Below are 19,204 nucleotides of genomic sequence, written 5' to 3' on the forward strand. Positions count from 1 at the left end.
ATCGTGTCGAGGACAGCGGTTTCCGGCTTGGTGTTTCCGTTGTGGGCGGCGCTGTGCCGGCCGGTATCGGCTAACCTGTGAGGTCTCGCCCAGTGGACGGTTGGGCGCGAGGAGGAAATGTGGCAGAGGCAGGTTCGAAACGACCGGCGACCATTCATGAAGTGGCGCGGCTGGCCGGAGTTTCGCACACCACGGTGTCCCGCTATTTGCAGGACGAAAACAGCCTGAAACCAAAGACCCGGATCAAAGTGGAATTCGCGGTGAAAACGCTCGACTACCGGCCGAATTTGGTCGCTCGGTCGATGCGGACGCGGCGGACGAACCGGCTGGCCATTGTCCTTGCCGCAGGCCCCCATTTTCCCGGGCCGTTGCTCGCGGCGGCTTCTGAGACAGCCCACAGGGCCGGTTACCAGGTCGAGGTCGTCAGCGTCGAGGGCGGGCCGCGGGCGCGGTCGGCCCGGATCGACGACCTGGCCCGGTCCGGCCAGGTCGACGGCATTCTGGCCATTTCCTCGATCGACCTGAAAAGCCGGCGATCGCGGCAGGTACCGGTGGTCGAGAACGAGTCGCTCGACGAGAAGCTGCACGTCCTGAACGAGCTCGCCGATGCCACCGAGGTCCGCGAGATCATCGAGTACCTCAGCTCGCTGGGACACCGCACTTTTCTGCACGTGGCCGGCGCGCAGAACTACGCCTCGGGCCGCAAGCGCAAGAGCGTTTACCTGGAGACGATCGAACGCCTCGGCCTGCGATCGGTCGGCGCGATCGACGGTGACTGGTCGGCGCAGTCCGGGTACGACGCGATCACCAGCCTGCCGGACGACTGCGGGGTCACCGCCGTCGTCGCGGCCAACGACGTCGTCGCGATGGGCGTGATCCGCGGCGCGCGGGCGCGCGGCTGGGAGGTGCCGGACGACCTGAGTGTGTTCGGCTGGGACGACGAGGAGATCTGCCGGTTCACGACGCCGTCACTGTCGACGGTGGCGGTCGACCGGGCCGCGCAGGGGCGCGATGCGGTGCACCGGCTGCTCGCGGCGATCCGTGGTGAGCCGGCTCCGGAGCCGAGCAAGCGCACGCTGAACCGGGTGATCATCCGCGAGTCGACCGCGCCGCCGAAGGGCGTCGTACCGCAGTGATGCCGGCGGGTCGGGTCCTTGGTGGGGAAGTCAGGACAGGCGGGCGAGCACCTCGTCGTGCAGGCGGCCGTTGGTGGCCACGGCGTTCGGGCCGTTCGGGCCGGGGGCGCCGTCGACCGAGGTGAACTTGCCGCCCGCCTCGTCGACGATGATCGACAGCGCGGCCATGTCGTACAGGTTGAGCTCCGGCTCGGCGGCGATGTCGACCGCGCCCTCGGCGACGAGCATGTAGGACCAGAAGTCGCCGTACGCGCGGGTCCGCCAGGCGGAGTCCATCAGGTCGGCCCACTGGTCGCGCTTGCCGAGCTTGTCCCAGCCCTTGAGCGAGGAGTACGACAGGGACGCGTCCTCGATCTGGCTGACGTCACTGACCCGGCAGGGCTGGGCCGACATCAGCGCGCGACCGGTCCACGCGCCGTCGCCGTACGACGCCCACCAGCGGCGGCCGAGCGCCGGGGCGGACACGACGCCGACGACGACCTGGTCCTCGATCATCAGGCTGATCAGCGTCGCCCAGACCGGTACGCCGCGGATGTAGTTCTTGGTGCCGTCGATCGGGTCGACCACCCAGCGCCGCACACCCCAGCCGGTGGTGCCCTCCTCCTCGCCGACGAACGCGTCCCGCGGCCGGGCCCGGCTCAGCGTCTTGCGCATCACGTCCTCGACCCGCCGATCGGCGTCGCTCACCGGCGTCAGGTCGGGCTTGGTGGCGACGTGCAGGTCGAGCGCCTTGTACCGGTCCATCGTGGTCGAGTCCGCGTCGTCGGCCAGAATGTGCGCGAGCCGCAGGTCGTCGGTGTGCGAAGGCATGCCGGAAGGCTACCCGCGCGGGGCTCATCCCGTCCGCTGGGTCCGGCGTACGTCGGAGTCCTTGACGAACACCAGGCCGTCGAGGCTGCTCAGGTGCGCGGGGTCGAGCGGGCCGTAGCCGTACCAGGGGGACACGCGAGGCGTCACGTCACCGATGACGGCGGCCAGGCGGCGCGGCTCGACGACGTACTGGTCCTGCGGTACGGCGTACAGGATTCCTTCGAGGGTGTCCGCGGGCGGGGCGTCGACGCCATGGTGGGCGATGGTGCCGAGCGCGGTGGCGAGGAACGCGTAGTCCTGGCCGAGGCGGGTGCTGACGATCGCGCCGGCGCTCCACCACTGCGCCGGTACGCCGCCCATGCGGATGGTGCTCTTGTCCCGCTGCAGATGGGAGTTGTGGGCGGCCGCCAGCGTGGGTCCGCGCTCGGCGAGAGCGAGCAGGTTGGCGGCCATCATCGAGTCGCGGACCGCGAGCAGCCAGGCCATGCGGCTGGGGGAGGTGTCGGCCATCCAGTGGTGGTAGCGCAACAGGCCGGTGGTGGTCCGCGCGTACAGGCGTGCTTGGTTCCACTCGTCTTCGGTGGATGTCGCTCGGAGTTGCGGTTCCTGCGCCTCGAGCAGCGCCACGAGGTCGTCGGCGATCAGGCGGAGTTCCTTGGCATCGGGGGTGCGGCCGATCGACTGCGAGGGATCCATCATTGCGGCGGGGTTGGTCCAGCGGTCGTCGGCGCCGAGGAGGTGATCGAGCGTCTCGCCGCTGCAGGGGAGTAGGTCGGTGTTGATGCCGGCGCTGAGGTAGGTGTGCAGTGTGGTGATCGCCTCGCGCGGGCTGGCGGCGTGGGTGATCTCCAGTGGTCCGTCGAAGCCGGCGAACCGTACTTGCTCGTGCGCGGGTCGGCCGTCGTTGTAGGCCCGCATCCATTGCACCAGCTCGCGGTTGCCCGCAAGCGCACCCCACTCGTGGCTGAACCCGCGCTGCATCACGTCGTCCAGCGAACCCATGCCGGAGGCAACGTAGTCGTTCACGGTCCGGCCCATCAGGCAGTCGCTCTCGATGGCGATCGTTCGGTAGCCGTGCTGCTCGACGAAGTCTTGGAAGAGGTTGTTGCGCAGGTCGAGCAGGGTGGTCTCGCCGTGGGTGGGTTCGCCGAGGGTGAGCAGGCGGGGGGTGGTGGGGAGGAGGCCGAGGATGGTGGCGGAGTTGACGACCTGGGCGAGTTCTTCGATGGGGGAGGTCATGTCTTCAACGGTATCGTTGAACCACTTCGTGGAAACTTTTGTTCAGGTCTGCGCTTGCTGTGCTCCAGAGTTCAAACCGAGTCGAGAATTGCCAGGCGATTTCACGATGCTCGCCCGCCGTTGACCTCGACGAGGCGCAGACCAGCGACGACCCTTCGACGCTCTCGAGTCGGAAGGCTCCGCCGGTTGTCGCCGTAAGCAGCCCCTCGGAGTCCGGCCGGGCAGCGCGCTTCTCGGCGCGCCAGCGAGGCTCGGTGGTTACCGGATTGCCTCGCTTGAGCCCACCCGGCTCCGGTCCGTCCGAGAGCGCCGTCACCACGTCGGCCCGTACGGCGATCAGTGCGACGCGAGGCCCGAGACGCTCGACGGCCCTCGCAGCAGGCACCGTAGTGAGCGGTAGCGAGCGGAGGAGCCCGCGCTGGGCCGCCGCCTCCACCAGCCGCGGCCCGCTGTCGCAGGAAGCGGGCGGCAGCACGCGCACTCGTGAGAGGGGTGGGTGGGAGCCGGCACCGTGCGAGCGGTAGCGAGCGGAGGCGCCCGCGTGGGGTTCTTCCGCACCTTCACCCCCTACTCTCTGGATTGAACCATTTGAGGTGGTTGAACGTGCAGTTAGTGTCAGAGCACCTCGGCCGACCACTGGAGGCGTCATGTTCGAGCGCTTCGGAGATCTTCCTCTGCACGTACTGGTGATTCACGCCGCGGTGGTGTTGCTGCCCGTGGCGGCGTTGCTGGCGATCGCGTTCGCGGTGGTGCCGCGGTGGCGGTGGCTGTTGCGGTGGCCGGCGCTGCTGCTCGGGCTCGCCGCGCTGGTGATCGCGTACGTCGCCAAGGAGAGTGGCGAGGCATTCCTGGCGGCGATCCCGGAGCTGGAGCCGGCGGTGAAGTTGCACCAGGAGCGCGGCGACCTGCTGTTCTGGTATGTGCTCGTGTTCACCGTGCTGGTGGTTGCGGCGTTCCTGCTGCTGGCCGGTCCGTCGGCGCTCGCCAGCGGGAAGGGTGCGAAGGCAACCAAGAGCCGCCCGCTGGAGCTGGTGATCAGCGCGGCGATCGTCGTGGTGGGTGTGCTGGTGATCTTCCAGACCATCCGCACCGGCGACGCCGGCGCGAAGGCGGTCTGGGACGGGCAACTGCCGCCGAAGTAGGAGCTGTTGGTCGGCGTTCGACAGTAAAGGGGCGGGTGTCTCCTCGTCAGGCGGGGTCGGCGCGGCCTTCGCGGCTGGCCAGCAGACGCCGGAACGACGCGACGCGTTCGACATCGACGCGGCCCTCGGTGACGGCCTCGTCCAGGGCGCAGTTCGGGTCGGACTCCGAGTGGCCGCAGCCGCGCGCACAGTCGACGGTCTCGGCGGCCAGGTCGGGGAAGGCGTTGATCAGCTGGTCGGGCTGGACGTGCGCCAGACCGAAGGAGCGGATGCCGGGAGTGTCCACGATCCAGCCGCCACCGGGCAGCCGGAGCAGCAACGCGCTCGTCGATGTGTGACGGCCCCGCCCGGTGTTGTCGTTGACGACGCCGATGGCCCGGTTGGTCCCGGGGACGAGCGCGTTGACCAGCGTCGATTTGCCGACGCCGGAGTGCCCGACCATCACGCTGGTCCGGTCGCGCAACTGCTCGAACAGCGCGCTCAGATCGCCGTCCCGCTGGGTCGCCACCGACTCCACCCCGAGCGGCCGGTACGTCGACAGCAGCGGTCCCGGGTCGGCCAGATCGGTTTTGGTCAGGCAGAGCAGCGGCCGCATCCCCGCGTCGTACGCCGCGACGAGGAAGCGGTCGATCAGCCTGGTCCGGGGCTCGGGGTTCGCGACCGAGACGACGATGACCAGCTGGTCCGCGTTCGCCACCAAGGGACGCTCGACCGGATCGTCGTCGTCGGCCGAGCGGCGCAGCAACGTCGTCCGGGGCAGCACTTCGACGATCCGGGCCAGCGTGCCCTCGGCGCCACTGGCGTCGCCGTCCAGCTTGACCCGGTCGCCGACAATGACTCCCTTGCGGCCGAGCTGGCGGGCCTTCATCGCGGTGACGACCCGGTCGCCCTCGCCGACCCAGGTGGTGTAGCGGCCGCGGTCACGGGTGATGACGAACGCGGTCACCGCCTCGTCGTACGTCGGGCGGTCCTTGGTCCGCGGCCGGGTCCGGCGCTTGGGCCGGTCGTACTTGGCCTCCTCGTCGTACCGCGACATCAGCCGACCAAGGTGGACCACAGCTCGGGGAACTCCGGCAGGGTCTTCGCCGTCGTCGCGATGTTCTCGATCTCGATGCCGTCGACGGCCAGCCCGAGCACGGCGGCGGCGTGCGCCATCCGGTGATCGTGGTAGGTGCCGAACACGCCGCCGTGCAAGGGCTTCGGCCGGAACTCCAGCCCGTCGGCGGTCTGCGAGACGTCGCCCCCGAGCGCGTTGAACTCGGTCTCCAGCGCGGCCAGCCGGTCGGTCTCGTGGTTGCGCAGATGCGCGATGCCACGGAAGTACGACGGCCCGTCAGCCAGTACGGCGATCGCCGCCAGCACCGGCGACAGCTCTCCGACCTCGCTCAGGTCCAGGTCGACGGCGGAGATCCGGCCGGTCCCGCGCACGGTCAGCTCGCCGTCGGCCAGCGAGACCTCGGCCCCGAAGCGCGTCAGCAACTCCGGCAGTTGCCCGCCCGGCTGGGTCGTTGCCGTCGGCCACCCGGTGACGGTGACCGAGCCGCCGGTGACGACGGCCGCCGCCAGGAAGGGGGCGGCGTTCGACAGGTCGGGCTCGATCGCGGTGTCGAGCGCGCGAATCGGGCCGGGGGCAACGATCCAGCGGTTCGGCTCGCTGTCGTCGACCTGGACGCCGCGCTCACGCAGCATCGCGACCGACATGTCGAGGTGCGGCTGGGAGGGCACCGGCTTGCCGTCGTGGCGCAGATCGACACCCTCGTCGTACCGGGCGCCGGCCAGCAGCAGCGCGGAGACGAACTGGCTCGAACCGGACGCGTCGAGCGTGACCTCGCCGCCGCGGACCGCGCCGGACCCGTTCACGGCGTACGGCATCCGGCCGGTGCCGTGGTCGTCGATCTCGACGCCGAGCGTGCGCAGCGCGCCGAGGATGACGTTCATCGGGCGCTCACGCGCGTACGGGTCGCCGTCGAAGGAGACGACGCCGTCGGCCAGCGCGGCGACCGGTGGGACGAAGCGCATCACCGTGCCGGCCAGGCCGCAGTCGACGTCGGCCGGGCCCTTCAGCGAGCCGGGGGTGACGGTGACCAGGCCGTTGTGCTCGGTGATGCCGACACCGAGCGAGACCAGGGCGGCCCGCATCAGCGCCGTGTCGCGGGCGGCGAGCAGGCCGGAGAGGGTGGAGGGCCCGTCCGCGAGCGCGGCGAGGATCAGCGCACGATTGCTGATCGACTTCGATCCCGGCACGGTGACCCGGCCGTGAACAGCCCCGGCCGGACGCGGTGCCGGCCAGCCCTCTGTCGTCCCCATTGCACTCCTTCAGCTCGTTCGATGTCGCCCACGAGCCTAGGGCATGTCCGCCGGACGGTGCGGCGCTCTGTCCACAGGCCACCGCGCGCAACGCAGAACCGGCACCCGGAGGATCCGGGTGCCGGTTCTGAACGACTCAGCCGAAGGGGAGCTCGGCCTTCGCGGTGCGGGCGACGAGCTTGGCCTCGCGGCGGGCCGATTTGGCCAGCTGCTTGGTCTCGCGCTTGGCGAGCTTCGCGCCGCGCTTGGTCTCCCGCTTGGCGGCCTTCGCGCCGTGCGACGCGCGCCAGACCAGGCCCGGCTGCCCCTCGGTGTCGACCGCGGCGAGCAGCAGGCCGCCGAGCAGACCGAGGTTCTTCATGAACTGGACCCGCTGGACCTGCTTGGCCTGCTTGTCGGTCTCCTGCCAGAACGGGTGACCCGCCACCGTGGTCGGCACCAGCGACGCGGCCAGTACGGCGGCCCCGAGGCGACGGCCCTTGCCGGTGGCCAGCGCGAGACCGCCGATCACCTGGGCGGCGCCGTTCAGGCGGATCAAGTTCACCGTCGTGTCAGGGATTCGGTCGCCGACCTGTGCCGGTGCGACCCGCTTCGCCAACGGCACCAGGCGGTCGGTGACCGGCTGCGCCTTCGGTACCAGCGGCTCCGGGTTGCGCACCTGGTTGGCGCCTTGCACCACGAAGAGAACGGACAGCAACGGCCTGGCCAGTGCGCGCACGACAGTCATGGCTCCTTCTTACATCGTCCGGCAAAGCGATCTGGGCATCAGGTACCCGCGAGTCTCCAGGTCAACCCCGTCCGGACTCAGATCGGGCAGCCGTCCGGACCGCAGGCTGCGGCGTCGGTGCCGTCGGCGGAGCCGATCAGCGTGACGGGCGCACGGTCGGCGGCCGCGCGGCGGATCGCCTCCTGGAACACCTCGGCGGGCTGGGCGCCGCTGACGCCGTACTTGTTGTCGATGACGAAGAACGGGACGCCGTTCGCGCCGTACGCGAGGGCCTGCGCCTGGTCGGCGGCGACTTCTTCCGCGTACGCCGTACCGGCGAGCACGGCCTGGACCTGCTCGGCCGGGAGGCCGACCTCGATGGCGAGCTCGGTCAGCGTGGCGTGGTCGCCGACCGGGAGGCCGTCGGTGAAGTAGGCCTTGAGCAGGCGTTCCTTGAGGCGTTCCTGGGTGTCGGCGGGGACTTCGCGCTGCTCGCCCAGGTCGCGGGCGAGGTGGAGCAGGCGGTGGGCGTCGACGGTGTTGGCCGACTTGGCGACGTCGAAGTTGAACTCGAGCCCCTCCTCGGCGGCGATGCCGGTGACGTGCTCGTTGGCCTGCAGGCCGAAGGCACGGTCGCGGCCGAACTTCTCGCCGAGGCGGGTGGCGAGGTCGCGGTCGTCGTCGTTCGTCGCGCTGGGGTCGAGCTGGAAGCTGTGGTAGACCACCTCGGCCCGCTCGCCGGTGGCCGCCAGAGCGCCCTCGAGACGGCGCTTGCCGATGTAGCACCAGGGACAGACGACGTCGGACCAGACATCAATACGCATGACAACGTGCAACCGCCGGCCCTCACCCACGTATTCCCGCTGCCCAACGACCACCGCCGGGGCGGCCCTCGTGGGCCGTCCCGGCGGTTGGGTGGTGGTTCAGCGGGCCGCGCGTTCGATCACCTGGGTGACCTTCTCCGGGTGGGAGACCGCGATCAGGTGCGGGCCGTCGAGTTCCACGGTGGTGGCGTGGGCTCGCTGGGCCATGTAGCGCTCGGCGGCCGGGGGGATGGCGTGGTCGCCGGTGGCGACGACGGCGTACTTCGGCAGGCCGGCCGGAGCCGTCTTGGCGATCGGTTCGCCGAAGACCGCTGCGGCGACCGGGCGCTGGGACGCACCGAGGACGGCGGCCTCGGAGCGCGGCAGGCCCAGGGCGAACACCTGGCGGAAGGACTCCGGCTTCATCACCAGGTCGGCACCGCCGGGGTAGGTGATGGTGTTCGTGGTGTCCGGTCCGATCTGGCTGCCGGGGTACTTGCTGTTCAGTCCGCCCAGGGTCTCCCCGGCCTGCGGGATGAAGGCGGCGACGTAAACCAGCGACTTGACCCCGGCCGTCCCGGCGAGCTGGCTGACCAGCGCGCCGCCGTACGAGTGACCGACGAGCACCTTCGGGCCCGGGATCCCGGACAGTACGCCGGACAGGTACGCCGTGTCGCCCGCGATGCTGCGCAGCGGGACCGCCGGTACGACGACCTTGTAGCCGTCGCGCTGGAGGCGCTGGGTGACGCCGTTCCAGCTGGAGCCGTCGGCGAAGGCTCCGTGCAGCAGGACGACGGTGGGCTTCGGGGAGTTGTGGTGGGCAACCTCGGACGGCTCGGCGGCGGCGGTGGTGACACCGGCGGTCAGCAGGGCGGCGGAGGCGACTCCGGCGACGGTGGTGAGGAAGCGGCGACGGGTGGTCATCGGGCCGCACCTGCCTCGACCGCGCTCGCGACGAACTCGGCGACGGCCAGCGGCTGCGAGACCGCGACCGCGTGCGAGGCGTCCACCTCGGTGGTCTTCGAGCCGGCGCGCTCGGCCATCGCGCGCTGCGCCTCGACCGGGATCGCGTTGTCGGCGGTCGCGACCAGGTAGTAGCTCGGCAGCCGCTTCCAGCTGGCCGCACCGGACTTCTCCTCGAACGCGGCGGCCGCGATCGGCCGCTGCGAGCGGGCCATCACCCGGCTCTGCCCGGCCGGGACGTCGGCGGCGAAGATCTCCGGGAACTTGTCCTCGACGATGCTCAGGTAGGTGTCGTCACCGAACTGGTGCGGCGCCAGCGACGTACCGAGCTCGTTGGCCGGGAAGCGGCCGAGCAGCTCCAGGAGGCCCTCGCCCTCGTCCAGCGCGAACGCGGTCACGTAGACCAGCGCGGTCACGTTGTCGGCGTCGTTCGCGGCCGAGGTGATCACCGCACCGCCGTAGGAGTGGCCGACCAGCACGACCGGGCCGTCGATCTCCCGGGCCAGCGCCGCCACCTTGCGGCCGTCGGCGGCCGCTCCGGTCAGGTCGTTCGGTACGGCGATCGCGGTGATGCCGCGGTTCTCCAGCTCGGCGATCACGCCGGCCCAGCTGCCGCCGTCGGCGAACGCTCCGTGCACCAGCAGGGCGGTGGGCTTCTTCTCGCTCATTGTCATGTCCTCGATCTCGTTCGCGGTTTCCCTTGTGCCCCTAGACAACCGCGAACCGGCGCTTCGCCGTATCGACCGAAAACGGGAACTTGGCGCCCCGGCGACCGGGCTCAGCAGAGCCCGGTGCACCCAAAACTCATGCGTTCGGGGGAGAGGCGAACCGCTGCAGCACCAGCCGGGTGAGCTGGACTCGGGAGTTGACGCCGAGCTTGCTGAAGACGTTGCGCAGGTGGGTGCCGACCGTGCTGGCCGACAGCACCAGCTCCTCGGCCGCCGACCGGTTGGTGTGGCCGTCGGCGACGAGCAGCGCGACCTTGCGCTCCATCGGCGTCAGCGCCTCCCACCCGGACTCCGGCCGCGTCGGTACGGCGGCCCAGCGGCGCCGGCGTACTCCTGCGGCCTGCAGCGCTGCCTGGACCGGTACGGCGAGCGCGGTCGCGCCCAGCTCGGTGTACGAGTCGAGAGCGCGTTCCAGCGCGGCGACACCGGTACGCCGGTCGCCGTGCTCGAGCTCGACCCGGCCGTGCAGCTCCTCGGCTTCCGCGAGCAGCAGCTGGCGTCCGGTGGAACGCAGCTGGTCGACAGCGTCGGCCAGGGCAGTCAGGTCCCGCTCGTTGGCGGCAGCAACGAGCTGCGCGGCTCCGGTGGTGGCAGCGGTCGGTGTGGTCGCCGCGTGCTCGGCCAGCAGCTTGGCCACGGCGTGAGCGGTGCCGGAGGCGGTGTCCTGGGTACGCGTCGCTGCGTGGACCAGGAGCTCCAGACGGTTCGGGTAGTCCAGTGAGGCGGTCAGGAGCCGGTGAGCTGCAGTCGCGTCGCCGTCGGCCATCGCCAGCAGGGCTCGGACGGGCTCGTCGGGAGCAGTGCGGGCCGCGGAGAGGTCTCCTCGCAGCAGGGCGACCAGCGCGAGGACCTGTCGGGCGGCCGGCTCGGTCGATGGGTCGTGGAGTTCGGCGGACCAGCGGAGGCTCGCGTGGGCGGCTTCGACGGCGGCTGACAGGTTGCCGACAGCAAGCTCCAGCTGGGCCCGGAGGACCGCGAGCTGCGGCGCCAGCCACGAGTCGCCGACGCCGAGGCCTTCCTTGACCCGCTGGAGGACAGCAGCCGGCTCACCGGCCTGAGCGCGGCAGAGCAGCTCGGCCAGCTCGACCCGAACTGCGGGCGGTGTGCCCAGCGCGTGGCCGCCGGCGGTCCGCTCGCCCGCCAACTCGTCGACCGCTGAGCCGTCGCCGACCAAGCCGCCTACCGCCGAGCCGCCTACCGCCGAGCCGCCTGAGGCGCTCCCGCCCCGCCGGCTCCGCGCCGCGGCGTACGCATCCCGTGCCGCCACGAACCGGCCCTCGGCCGCGGCCCGCTCAGCCCGAGCGATCTCCAGCACCGCACTCGCCACCAGATCATCGGTCGCAAACGGCTTCTCGGCGCCGGCCACGACCCGGTACGCCGCCAGCCGCTCGGCCAGGTGCCGCGGCGCTCCGTCGACCACCAGCCGACTGGCGTCCAGCAGGCCGAGCGCCCACTCCTGCGGCGCCAGCAAGAGCCTGATCCGCGCGGCCAGCTCCGCAGAGACCGGCCCTTGGTAGAGCGGAGTCCCACCGAGCAGGTCTTCGGCGAAGGCCCGCGCGGCGTCGTACTGGCGGGTGATCAGCAGGATGTCGATCACGTCCGCACCGACCTCGCCCCGGATCGGGTGGTCGACCGGCGTCAGCTCGAACGTCTCCTGGATCACCGACAGCGCCGTGATCGACATGGTGGTGAGCAGGTCGCGCGCAGCCGTGCGCAGCGTGCTGATGGCGGCCAGGTCGCCGACCGCCGCCGTGGCCAGAATGTGCGGAGCCGCCGCCGACGCGCCCTGCTCCGACCGGAGCAGCTGGTCCGCGATCGCCGAGTGCAGCGCCCGCTGAGCCGACGGCGGCACATCAGCCAGTACGGCGGCCCGCAGCAGCTCGTGCCGGAAGGTCAGGCGGGCCCCGCTGTCGGCCAGCAACCCGGCGCGGATCGCCTCGTCCAGCGGCTCAGCCAGCCGTGCGACGCCCTCGCTCATCAGCACAGCGACGTCTTCCAGCCGGAACTCGCTGCCGAACACCGCCGCCGTCCGCAGCAACGCGCGGCACAGCTCCGTCGTACCGGCTGTGCGTCGGCGGACGCCTTCGATCAGGCCATCGGGTAGTGGGCCCTCGGCAAGAGGTTTATCGGCGACGTAGAGGCCGGCCACTATCTGCTCCACCAGGAACGGGACGCCCTGGGCGCCACCGAGTCGTACGGACAGTGCGGGGTCGACCGCATGGTTCAGCCGGTCCGCTGCGATCTGCAGGACGGCTTCTGTGTCGAGCGGTGCGAGCTGAACGGCGTGCACCGGCAGCTGATCACGCACGGCGTCCACCAGCTGGTCTGCCACTCCACCCGGCGTCGGCCGAGTCGCCAGCAACCACATGAGCCGAGCATCGGCCAGCCGACTGATCGCCACCCGCAGCACGAACCCGGTGAGCGGGTCTGACCACTGCGCGTCGTCCAGCACGACCAGCGTGGCCGCACCGACCAGGCGCTGACGCATCAGGTCGGCCAGCCGCTCAGCGAGCCACAGCGGCTGGGTGTTGAGCGCAGCCAGCTCCAGGAAGTGCTCTGTGCCGATCAGCGGGTCCTTACCCGCCCGGAGCGCCGGAGCGAGTGAGGCCAGCGGACTGATGTTGTCAGTCTGGTGCGCGGCCGCCGTGGCGACCAGGAAACCGTGTCTTTCAGCCTGCTCCATCGCCGCGTGCAGCAGCGCCGACTTGCCGATGCCCGGCTCACCAGTGACGACGGTCAGCGACGCAGTGCCCTGATCCGCTGCGCGCAGGGCTTCGAGCAGCCGGCCCAGCTCGGCCGAACGCCCACGCAGCGGTTCCATGGGCACTTTGTACCACTACGCGCAGCGGCGCACTGCCAGCAGCGCATACACCCGGGCGCAGTGCAGAACCTCAGCCAGAGCAACGTGCTCGTCGGTCGCATGGGCGTACCGGACGTCACCCGGCCCGTACTGCAGCGTCGGTACGCCGGAAGCCGCGTACTGCCGCAGGTCCGACCCGTACGGCCCGCCTCTGACCTCCGGCGCAGCACCGCCCGCGTCCACGACGGCCCGCAGCGTCTCGTCGAGCAGAGGATCGCCCTCCGGCAGCAGCCCCGACGCGAACACCCCACCCGGCCAGGTCACCTTCACCGGGTGGTCCCGCAGCCAGTCGTCCTTCTCGCACGCCGCCGCGACGGCCTGCTCGAAGGCAGCCCGCGCGTCCTCGACCGGTTCACCCAGCTGTACGCCGTACCGGCCCTCGGCGATCAGCAGATCGGGCACCGTGCTCGCCCAGTCGCCGGACCGGACCGTGCCGATCGACAGCGGGTTGGCCAGGTCGAGGTGGTCGAGCAGTGGGTGCGGAGCGCGGTTCCGCTCGGCCTCCAGCTCGCGCAGCGCGGCGTGCACCGGCTCGAACTTCTCGATCGCGCTGACCCCGCGGGTCCGGGTCGAGCCGTGGGTGGCCAGACCGGCGATCTCCAGCCGGAAGGTGAGCGAGCCGGAGTTCGCCGGGATCACCGTGCCGGCGGTCGGCTCGGCGATCAGGCAGGCCGCGCCGAGGTGACCGCGGCGCAGGGTCGCAAAGGCGCCCAGCCCGCCGTCCTCCTCGCCGACCACGGTGTGCACCGCCAGCGGCCTCCGCAGCTCGATGCCTGCGGCAACGATCGCCGCCGTCGCGCCGAGGATCGCGGCGATGCCCGCCTTCATGTCGCAGGTGCCGCGGCCCCACATGAGCCCGTCGCTGACCCGCGCCGAGAACGGATCGCCGTCCGGCCAAAGACTCAGATCACCCGGCGGTACGACGTCCACGTGCCCGTTGAGCACCAGCCCCGGCGTACCGTCGCCGCCGAGCGTGCCGACGCAGCCCCAGGCCTCGGTGCGCGGCACCTCCATCCCCGGAAAGGCCGGGTCGGCGGTCACCTCGGCGAGATCCACCTGCCAGTGGTCGACCGCCAGGCCGAGACCACCCAGGCGTCCGGCGACCCATTCCTGGGCCACGTTCTCCTCGGGGGTCCCGTCCACGCTCGGGATCCGCACCAGCTCCCGCAGCTCCTCGACGATCGCCGAGTCGTCGATCGCCGCCAGCACCGCCCGCTCCACGTCAGCACTCATGGCGCACATCATGCACCGAATCAGTGGAGCGGGCCGTGCCGAGGGCAAGCCCTGGGTCAGGGAGTCAGACGGTGCAGGTCCCTGGGGAACAGCGTGACCTCGCGGACGTTCTCCGCGCCGGTGAGGCGGGCCACGAAGCGCTCCAGCCCGATGGCGAAACCGCCGTGCGGCGGCATGCCGTGCTGGAACGCCTGCAGGTAGGAGCTGTACGCCGGTGCGTCGGCCGACTCACCTCTGGCCTGCAGCGCCGCCACGTAGTCGCTGTAGCGGTGCAGGCGCTGGCCTCCGGTGACCAGCTCGACCCCACGGAACAGCAGGTCGAACGAGTTGGACCACCGCGGGTCGGACGGCTGCGGATGCGTGTAGAAGGGCCGCTTGACCATCGGATAGCCCTCGACCGCGACGAAGTCGCTGCCGTGCTCGCGCAGAGCCCACTCGCCGATCGCCCGCTCGTCGGCCGGCGACAGGTCCGGCTCGGCGGGGTCCGCCCCGGCCAGCTTGAGCGCGTCCACGAAGTGCAGCACCGGTACGTCGACCGGAATCTCCGGCAGCTCCACGCCGAGCCGCTCCAGCGCCGTACCGGCTCTGGACCCGACCGCCGCCAGCATCCCGGCCAGGACGTCGCGCAGGACGGCCAGTACGTCGCGGTGGTCGCCGATGAAGCCGAACTCCGCGTCCAGCGAGACGTACTCGGCCAGGTGCCGGACGGTGTCGTGCGGCTCGGCCCGGAACACCGGACCGACCTCGTAGACCCGCTCGAAGACGCCGACCATCGTCTGCTTGTAGAACTGCGGTGACTGGGCCAGGTACGCCGGACCGCCGAAGTAGTCGAGCGCGAACACGTTCGCTCCCGACTCGGTCGCCGTACCGACGATCTTCGGCGTCTGGATCTCGGTGAAGTCCAGACCGTCCAGCGTGCTGCGGAACCCGTGCAGCGCGGCCGCGGCGACCTCCCAGCCGGCGCGGACCGCGGGATGCCGCAGAGCGACCGGTGCGTTGTCCAGCACGACCGGCAGACCGGCTCCGACCGTGGGCCGCCACAGCTCGATCGGCGGCGTCCTGGCCGGTTCGGTCAGCGGGACGATCACCGGGTCGACCAGCTCGGCCCCACCGGGCGCCTGCGGGTTGGCGGCGACCGTACCGGTCACCTGGACGACGGTCTCCTCACCGAGTCCGTCCAGCTGGGCCTGGGTCTCCGGCGCCTTGACGACGACCTGGCTCAGGCCGGACCGGTCCCGCAGGACCAGGAAGCTGACCGCGGCCAGCCGTCGTCTTCGGTGCACCCAGCCGGCCACCGTGACGGTCTGGCCCACTGCTGAGGGGATCTCGTGGTTGAGAATGCGCATCGCTGTTTCACCTCCGTCGGATTACTCGAACCCCGGAGGTGTGGGCGAAGGGGAACTCGCGGTGCCACCACACCTTCACCGGTCTGGTCAGACCCAGCCCGGCCTCTTGCTGTCGCATTCGCTCAGGAGTGTCTTCACGACCGGCCTGTGCGTCGCCTTCCCAGCTACCGGCGACTCTCTGGACCACAGGTGAACGGCGCTACTCGGTTCCGTCAGCGCGAACAGGTCCCAGCCTAGAGCGCGGCACCGGCCGGGCCAAACCGATTTGCCCGGCCGGACCCGCTACCGCTTGCCGTGCTTGGTCGGCGGGATCCGCGCGCTGTCGGTGTCGTACCGGCCCGGCGTGACCGCCTTCACGGTGATCTCGTTCTTGACCCCGGAGCCCGGCCAGGCGGCCCACTCCGTGTTCAGCGCCTTCGTGTAGCGGTCGGTCGAGCAGGTGGCCCGCCGGACGTCGGTCGAGCGCGAGCAGGTCCAGCCCTTGTCGAAGTACGACACCAGCGAGAGGTTCTTGCCCCAGGAGATCTCCAGTGTGACCGGACCGGTCGTGCCGCTCAGGTCGAGGAAGCGGTTGTAGACGAACGGGTTCGGATCCTCGTGCGGGTCCGGGGTGAGGATGCGCAGCAGCGACTCGTCCAGCCGGACCGGTGCCAGCGTCTCGGAGTCGGTGTCGTGCAACAGACCGGCCGTCGCGGTCACCGTGTACGTCCGGGCCGCCGCCGATCCACCGTCCGGTACGGCGAAGGTGGCGGGCAGCGGAGCCGGCTTGGTCGGCGTGATCGCCGTACAGGTCCGGGTGGCCGGGGTGCACTTCCAGCCGGCCGGGGCGGCCGCGATCGGCCAGGCCAGCTCGGCGCCGTAGGAGATCTTCAGCGTGACGCCGGTCCGGTCGGTGCCGGGGGCGACGGTGATCGTGCGGAAGTAGCGGTCCAGGTCGGTCTTGCCGACGGCCAGCTTCAGCAGACTCTCGTCGAGCCGCGGGGGAGCGGTGAGCGTCGCGGAGTCGTCGTCGTAGAGGCGGCCGGACTTGCCGGAGACGGTGAACGTGCGGTCGGCCACCGAGCCGCCGGTGGGCTCGGCGAAGATCATCGGCAGGGTCGGCGGGGCCGCCGGATCGGTGGCCGTGCATCTGCCGCTCTTGCCGTCGGGGGCCGTGGTGCAGCTCCAGCCGGCCGGGTTGCCGCTCAGCGGCCACTTCAGCGCGTTGCCGAACTTGATGCCGATGACAACCGGGTTGGTGTTGTTCGCCGGGACCTTGATGGTGACCGTGGCGCGCAGATCGGCGTCCCGTGCGGTGGCGCTGCGAGCGAACGGGCCGCCCGCGGCCGGGCTGCCTCCACCGACCGGAGGGCTGCCGCCGCCGGTGGGCAGGCTGATGGTCAGCAGGCCCTCGTCCAGGATCGGAGTGGTCGGCAGCGGCGGTGTCGGCTGCGGCGGTGTCGGCGGACTGGTCGGCGCGCTCGTCGGGGCGCTGGTGGGCGCCGTGGTCGGCTGCGGCTCACTGGGCTGCGTTGTGGGCTGCGTCGGCTCTGGCTGGGTTGGCTCCGGCTGCGTCGGCTGGGTCGCCGGCGGCTTCTGCGTGGGCGGCTTCTGCGTCGGCGGCACGGGCGGCGGCTGCGGCGGCTGCGTCGGCTGGACCGACGGCTGGTCGATGGCGGCCGGCGGCGTCTCGTTGCCGGTCAGCGCGAGCGCGGCCATCACCGCGGCGACCGCGACCACGACGACCGCTCCGGCGCCGACCGCCGTCCGGGTGCTGTTCTCGGTGGCCTTCTTCCAGCCGGTGACGAAGAAGCCGACCAGACCGACCTTCGCGCCCGACGCGGCGGCCAGGTAGCCCAGGCCGGCCGTGCCCAGCAGGGCCGGAGCCAGCAGTGCCGGCAGTGCGCTGTTGACCTCGACCAGCTCGAGGTAGACCGCGGTGCACTTGGCACAGTCGTCCATGTGCTCACGGACGTTGCGGTTCTCCCGCTTGGTGAGGCCGCCGCGCACGTAGGCGCCCAGGCGCTCGGTGGTCCAGCGGCAGCGGTCCCCGGCGACGTCGGCCAGGTGCTGCTGCAGGTACGCCTGCCGCAGACCCTCGCGGGCCCGGTAGGCCAGCGCGGAGACGCCGTTGGCGGTCAGCCCGAGCAGGGGAGCGATGGCGGCGGGCTTCTCGCCCTCGACCTCGGTGTGCCACAGCACGGCCTGCCAGCGCTCCGGCAGCGAGGCGAAGGCCTTGGCCGCCGCGCCGCTCTCGAAGCCGGTCACCGTCGGGTCGTCGAAGCCCTGCGGCTCCCGCTCGTACGCCGCGATGTCGTCGGTCGAGGTGACCTTGCGGCCGGCCCGGATCCGGTCGACGTGGACCCGGCGCACGGTGGTCAGCAGGTACGCCCGGAACGAGACGTCCGGGCCACCGCCGTTGCGCAGCGCGTCCAGCACCTTCGCGAAGGCGTCGCCGGCCAGGTCGTCGGCGTCGTTCGGCGGGACCAGCTGACGGGCCATCCGCTCGGCGGCCTGGTGGTGCCGCGCGAACAGTTCGCCGTACGCCTCGAGGTCGCCCGAACGCACGCGCGCGATCAGCTCCGCGTCGCTCGGCACTTCCTCCATCGAGGCTCCCCCTGCTGTCATGGCTCCGTCACCGTCAGTCACATAGTTGCCGAGGACAAGACTCCCAGATGGGACGCCCCGGCGCACCTTTCCTGACGACTGCGGCCGGTCCGAGGTTACGAGAAAAAAACTTCGAAATCTGCGTCATGAATCCGTCACGGCGCTGTCTCTCCTGCAGAACGACGCTTCCGGCCACCGGTCGGGAGGCTGAAAGGGCTGCGTTGAGGAGGGTCATGTCGCTGTACGCGGACATCCGCCGGCGGTTCGACTCGCTGCGCGGCCCGAACCTGGCGGGGTCGCTCGCCCGGGACCGGCCGGAAGCGTCGTCTGCAGAGCAACCGTGCGGAAGGAGGGAGCCGCACGGCACACCGAGGGAAGGTCTGACGATTCTCCGCCTACTGCGCGGCACCCGGCACGGCACCTCGGCGCACGGGAGCCAAGGCCACGATGCTTCGCATCGAGACCTCATCTCCCGCACGCCGAGCCACCGCGCCGGGCACCTGCTCGCTACGGCGCAGAATCGTCAGACCTTCCCTGGCTTCGACCGGAGTGCCTACCTCGCGATCGCCGAGGCGCTCCACGACGGGGCCGACGTCGTGCCTGCGAGTGACGAGGTCGGTCGCCAACTGGCGGCCGACGGAGTCTCGCTGCTCGAGGCACTTGATGGGCTGAGTGCGCTGTACCGCTCGATCGCCGGGGGCGAGCCGGCTTTCGCCGCGGTACGCGCACTCAGTTCCAGCTGGGCCGAGGCGTCACTCATCTACCTGCACTCACTGAGTTGCGAGGACCCGCTGACCGGGCTGTCCAGCCTGGCGCACCTGCGGTCCCGCCTCGGCGAGATCTACCGAGAGGCCGATCTGCGTGGAACTTCCGTACCGGCGACGCACGCACTGGTGGTGGTCGAGCCGCTCGGCCCGCCCGGCATCACGCCGTTCGACCGCGAACTGCGGCTCATCGACGTCGCGGAGTGCCTGCGCATCGTCTTCGCCGGCGGTGACGTACTGGGCCGCGTCGGCTCACACCGCGCGGCGGCGCTCGTCGATCGCGAGCCGAACCTGCCGGAGCAGGTCGCGACGGTCGGAGCCCTGATCACCCAGTGGCGGCTGGACACCGACGAGCCGCAGCTGGCCCGGATCTGGATCGAGGGCCTGCCGGCCACCGACGCCATGGCCGTGCGGCTGCTGGACGAGCTGACCCGGCGCTAGGACCTGCGCCCGGACGCCAACAGGGGGACGCCCGGGCGCATCGAGCAGGCGGTGGATCGCCTATCACGGGGTAGGCGATCCACCGCCGCTGTACGTACGGCGTACCGCAATCTGTCGGTGCCGCTGGCTAGTCTGGTTCC

At 71.1% G+C, this 19,204-nt stretch carries 15 protein-coding genes; 3 read left to right on the forward strand and 12 right to left on the reverse strand.

What is annotated here, in order from left to right; all coding sequences use genetic code 11:
• Positions 1 to 161 precede the first annotated feature (161 nt).
• Positions 162 to 1,136, forward strand: a complete 975-nt coding sequence (locus BWI15_RS18835) for a LacI family DNA-binding transcriptional regulator (protein WP_202817695.1) — start codon at positions 162 to 164, stop codon at positions 1,134 to 1,136.
• Positions 1,137 to 1,166: 30 nt separating this feature from the next.
• On the opposite strand, the gene hisN is transcribed toward BWI15_RS18835, so the two are convergent.
• Together hisN and BWI15_RS18845 are read right to left on the reverse strand one after the other, a co-directional pair.
• The gene (gene hisN, locus BWI15_RS18840) at positions 1,167 to 1,946 is read right to left on the reverse strand and encodes a histidinol-phosphatase (RefSeq protein ID WP_077015683.1); all 780 of its coding nucleotides are present in this window, start codon (positions 1,944 to 1,946) and stop codon (positions 1,167 to 1,169) included.
• Between the two features lie 24 nt (positions 1,947 to 1,970).
• Positions 1,971 to 3,185 (reverse strand): erythromycin esterase family protein, encoded by a 1,215-nt coding sequence (locus BWI15_RS18845; RefSeq protein ID WP_077015684.1) that lies wholly within the window; start codon positions 3,183 to 3,185, stop codon positions 1,971 to 1,973.
• A 647-nt stretch (positions 3,186 to 3,832) separates the two neighbouring features.
• Here BWI15_RS18845 and BWI15_RS18850 point away from each other — a divergent pair.
• Positions 3,833 to 4,327, forward strand: a complete 495-nt coding sequence (locus BWI15_RS18850; RefSeq protein WP_077015685.1) for a DUF2231 domain-containing protein — start codon at positions 3,833 to 3,835, stop codon at positions 4,325 to 4,327.
• Between the two features lie 46 nt (positions 4,328 to 4,373).
• Here BWI15_RS18850 and rsgA read toward each other — a convergent pair whose 3' ends face one another.
• The 10 genes from rsgA to BWI15_RS18900 all read right to left on the reverse strand — a co-directional run bounded on the left by rsgA (position 4,374) and on the right by BWI15_RS18900 (position 17,859).
• Positions 4,374 to 5,363 carry a ribosome small subunit-dependent GTPase A gene (gene rsgA, locus BWI15_RS18855; protein WP_077015686.1) on the reverse strand — a complete coding sequence of 330 codons (990 nt, stop codon included), beginning with the start codon at positions 5,361 to 5,363 and terminating at the stop codon, positions 4,374 to 4,376.
• The gene (aroA, locus tag BWI15_RS18860) at positions 5,363 to 6,634 is read right to left on the reverse strand and encodes a 3-phosphoshikimate 1-carboxyvinyltransferase (RefSeq protein ID WP_077015687.1); all 1,272 of its coding nucleotides are present in this window, start codon (positions 6,632 to 6,634) and stop codon (positions 5,363 to 5,365) included. Before aroA ends, rsgA begins: the two co-directional genes overlap by 1 nt.
• 136 nt (positions 6,635 to 6,770) lie before the next feature.
• On the reverse strand, positions 6,771 to 7,361 hold the full coding sequence (locus BWI15_RS18865; RefSeq protein ID WP_077015688.1) for a DoxX family protein: 591 nt from the start codon (positions 7,359 to 7,361) through the stop codon (positions 6,771 to 6,773).
• A 77-nt stretch (positions 7,362 to 7,438) separates the two neighbouring features.
• Entirely contained in the window at positions 7,439 to 8,164 is a 726-nt protein-coding gene (locus BWI15_RS18870) for a DsbA family oxidoreductase (RefSeq protein ID WP_077015689.1), read from the reverse strand.
• Positions 8,165 to 8,263: 99 nt separating this feature from the next.
• Complete coding sequence (locus BWI15_RS18875) at positions 8,264 to 9,067, reverse strand: alpha/beta fold hydrolase (RefSeq protein ID WP_077015690.1); 804 nt, start codon at positions 9,065 to 9,067, stop codon at positions 8,264 to 8,266.
• Positions 9,064 to 9,774, reverse strand: coding sequence for an alpha/beta fold hydrolase (locus BWI15_RS18880; RefSeq protein ID WP_237771350.1), 711 nt, complete (start codon positions 9,772 to 9,774; stop codon positions 9,064 to 9,066). The genes BWI15_RS18875 and BWI15_RS18880 overlap by 4 nt, the downstream gene beginning before the upstream one ends.
• Positions 9,775 to 9,910: 136 nt before the next feature.
• Complete coding sequence (locus BWI15_RS18885) at positions 9,911 to 12,655, reverse strand: ATP-binding protein (RefSeq protein ID WP_077015692.1); 2,745 nt, start codon at positions 12,653 to 12,655, stop codon at positions 9,911 to 9,913.
• Between the two features lie 15 nt (positions 12,656 to 12,670).
• The gene (locus tag BWI15_RS18890; protein WP_077015693.1) at positions 12,671 to 13,927 is read right to left on the reverse strand and encodes an ArgE/DapE family deacylase; all 1,257 of its coding nucleotides are present in this window, start codon (positions 13,925 to 13,927) and stop codon (positions 12,671 to 12,673) included.
• Positions 13,928 to 13,983: 56 nt separating this feature from the next.
• Complete coding sequence (gene aspS / locus BWI15_RS18895) at positions 13,984 to 15,273, reverse strand: aspartate--tRNA(Asn) ligase (protein WP_077015694.1); 1,290 nt, start codon at positions 15,271 to 15,273, stop codon at positions 13,984 to 13,986.
• Between the two features lie 282 nt (positions 15,274 to 15,555).
• Positions 15,556 to 17,859 carry a sigma-70 family RNA polymerase sigma factor gene (locus BWI15_RS18900; protein ID WP_077015695.1) on the reverse strand — a complete coding sequence of 768 codons (2,304 nt, stop codon included), beginning with the start codon at positions 17,857 to 17,859 and terminating at the stop codon, positions 15,556 to 15,558.
• Positions 17,860 to 18,092: 233 nt separating this feature from the next.
• On the opposite strand from BWI15_RS18900, the gene BWI15_RS18905 reads away from it, so the two are divergent.
• Complete coding sequence (locus tag BWI15_RS18905) at positions 18,093 to 19,064, forward strand: hypothetical protein (protein WP_237771351.1); 972 nt, start codon at positions 18,093 to 18,095, stop codon at positions 19,062 to 19,064.
• Positions 19,065 to 19,204: the final 140 nt, after the last annotated feature.

Source organism: Kribbella sp. ALI-6-A (assembly GCF_001984195.1).
Classification (GTDB): Bacteria; Actinomycetota; Actinomycetes; order Propionibacteriales; family Kribbellaceae; genus Kribbella.

Coding starts and splice junctions, on each gene's coding strand:
- BWI15_RS18890 (WP_077015693.1), bottom strand. CDS start 13,927: ATGAGTGCTGACGTGGAGCGGGCGGTGCTGGCGGCGATCGACGACTCG.
- aspS (WP_077015694.1), bottom strand. CDS start 15,273: ATGCGCATTCTCAACCACGAGATCCCCTCAGCAGTGGGCCAGACCGTC.
- BWI15_RS18900 (WP_077015695.1), bottom strand. CDS start 17,859: ATGGAGGAAGTGCCGAGCGACGCGGAGCTGATCGCGCGCGTGCGTTCG.
- BWI15_RS18845 (WP_077015684.1), bottom strand. CDS start 3,185: ATGACCTCCCCCATCGAAGAACTCGCCCAGGTCGTCAACTCCGCCACC.
- BWI15_RS18880 (WP_237771350.1), bottom strand. CDS start 9,774: ATGAGCGAGAAGAAGCCCACCGCCCTGCTGGTGCACGGAGCGTTCGCC.
- BWI15_RS18850 (WP_077015685.1), top strand. CDS start 3,833: ATGTTCGAGCGCTTCGGAGATCTTCCTCTGCACGTACTGGTGATTCAC.
- BWI15_RS18905 (WP_237771351.1), top strand. CDS start 18,093: ATGTCGCTGTACGCGGACATCCGCCGGCGGTTCGACTCGCTGCGCGGC.
- BWI15_RS18885 (WP_077015692.1), bottom strand. CDS start 12,655: ATGGAACCGCTGCGTGGGCGTTCGGCCGAGCTGGGCCGGCTGCTCGAA.
- rsgA (WP_077015686.1), bottom strand. CDS start 5,363: ATGTCGCGGTACGACGAGGAGGCCAAGTACGACCGGCCCAAGCGCCGG.
- BWI15_RS18870 (WP_077015689.1), bottom strand. CDS start 8,164: ATGCGTATTGATGTCTGGTCCGACGTCGTCTGTCCCTGGTGCTACATC.
- BWI15_RS18865 (WP_077015688.1), bottom strand. CDS start 7,361: ATGACTGTCGTGCGCGCACTGGCCAGGCCGTTGCTGTCCGTTCTCTTC.
- aroA (WP_077015687.1), bottom strand. CDS start 6,634: ATGGGGACGACAGAGGGCTGGCCGGCACCGCGTCCGGCCGGGGCTGTT.
- hisN (WP_077015683.1), bottom strand. CDS start 1,946: ATGCCTTCGCACACCGACGACCTGCGGCTCGCGCACATTCTGGCCGAC.
- BWI15_RS18875 (WP_077015690.1), bottom strand. CDS start 9,067: ATGACCACCCGTCGCCGCTTCCTCACCACCGTCGCCGGAGTCGCCTCC.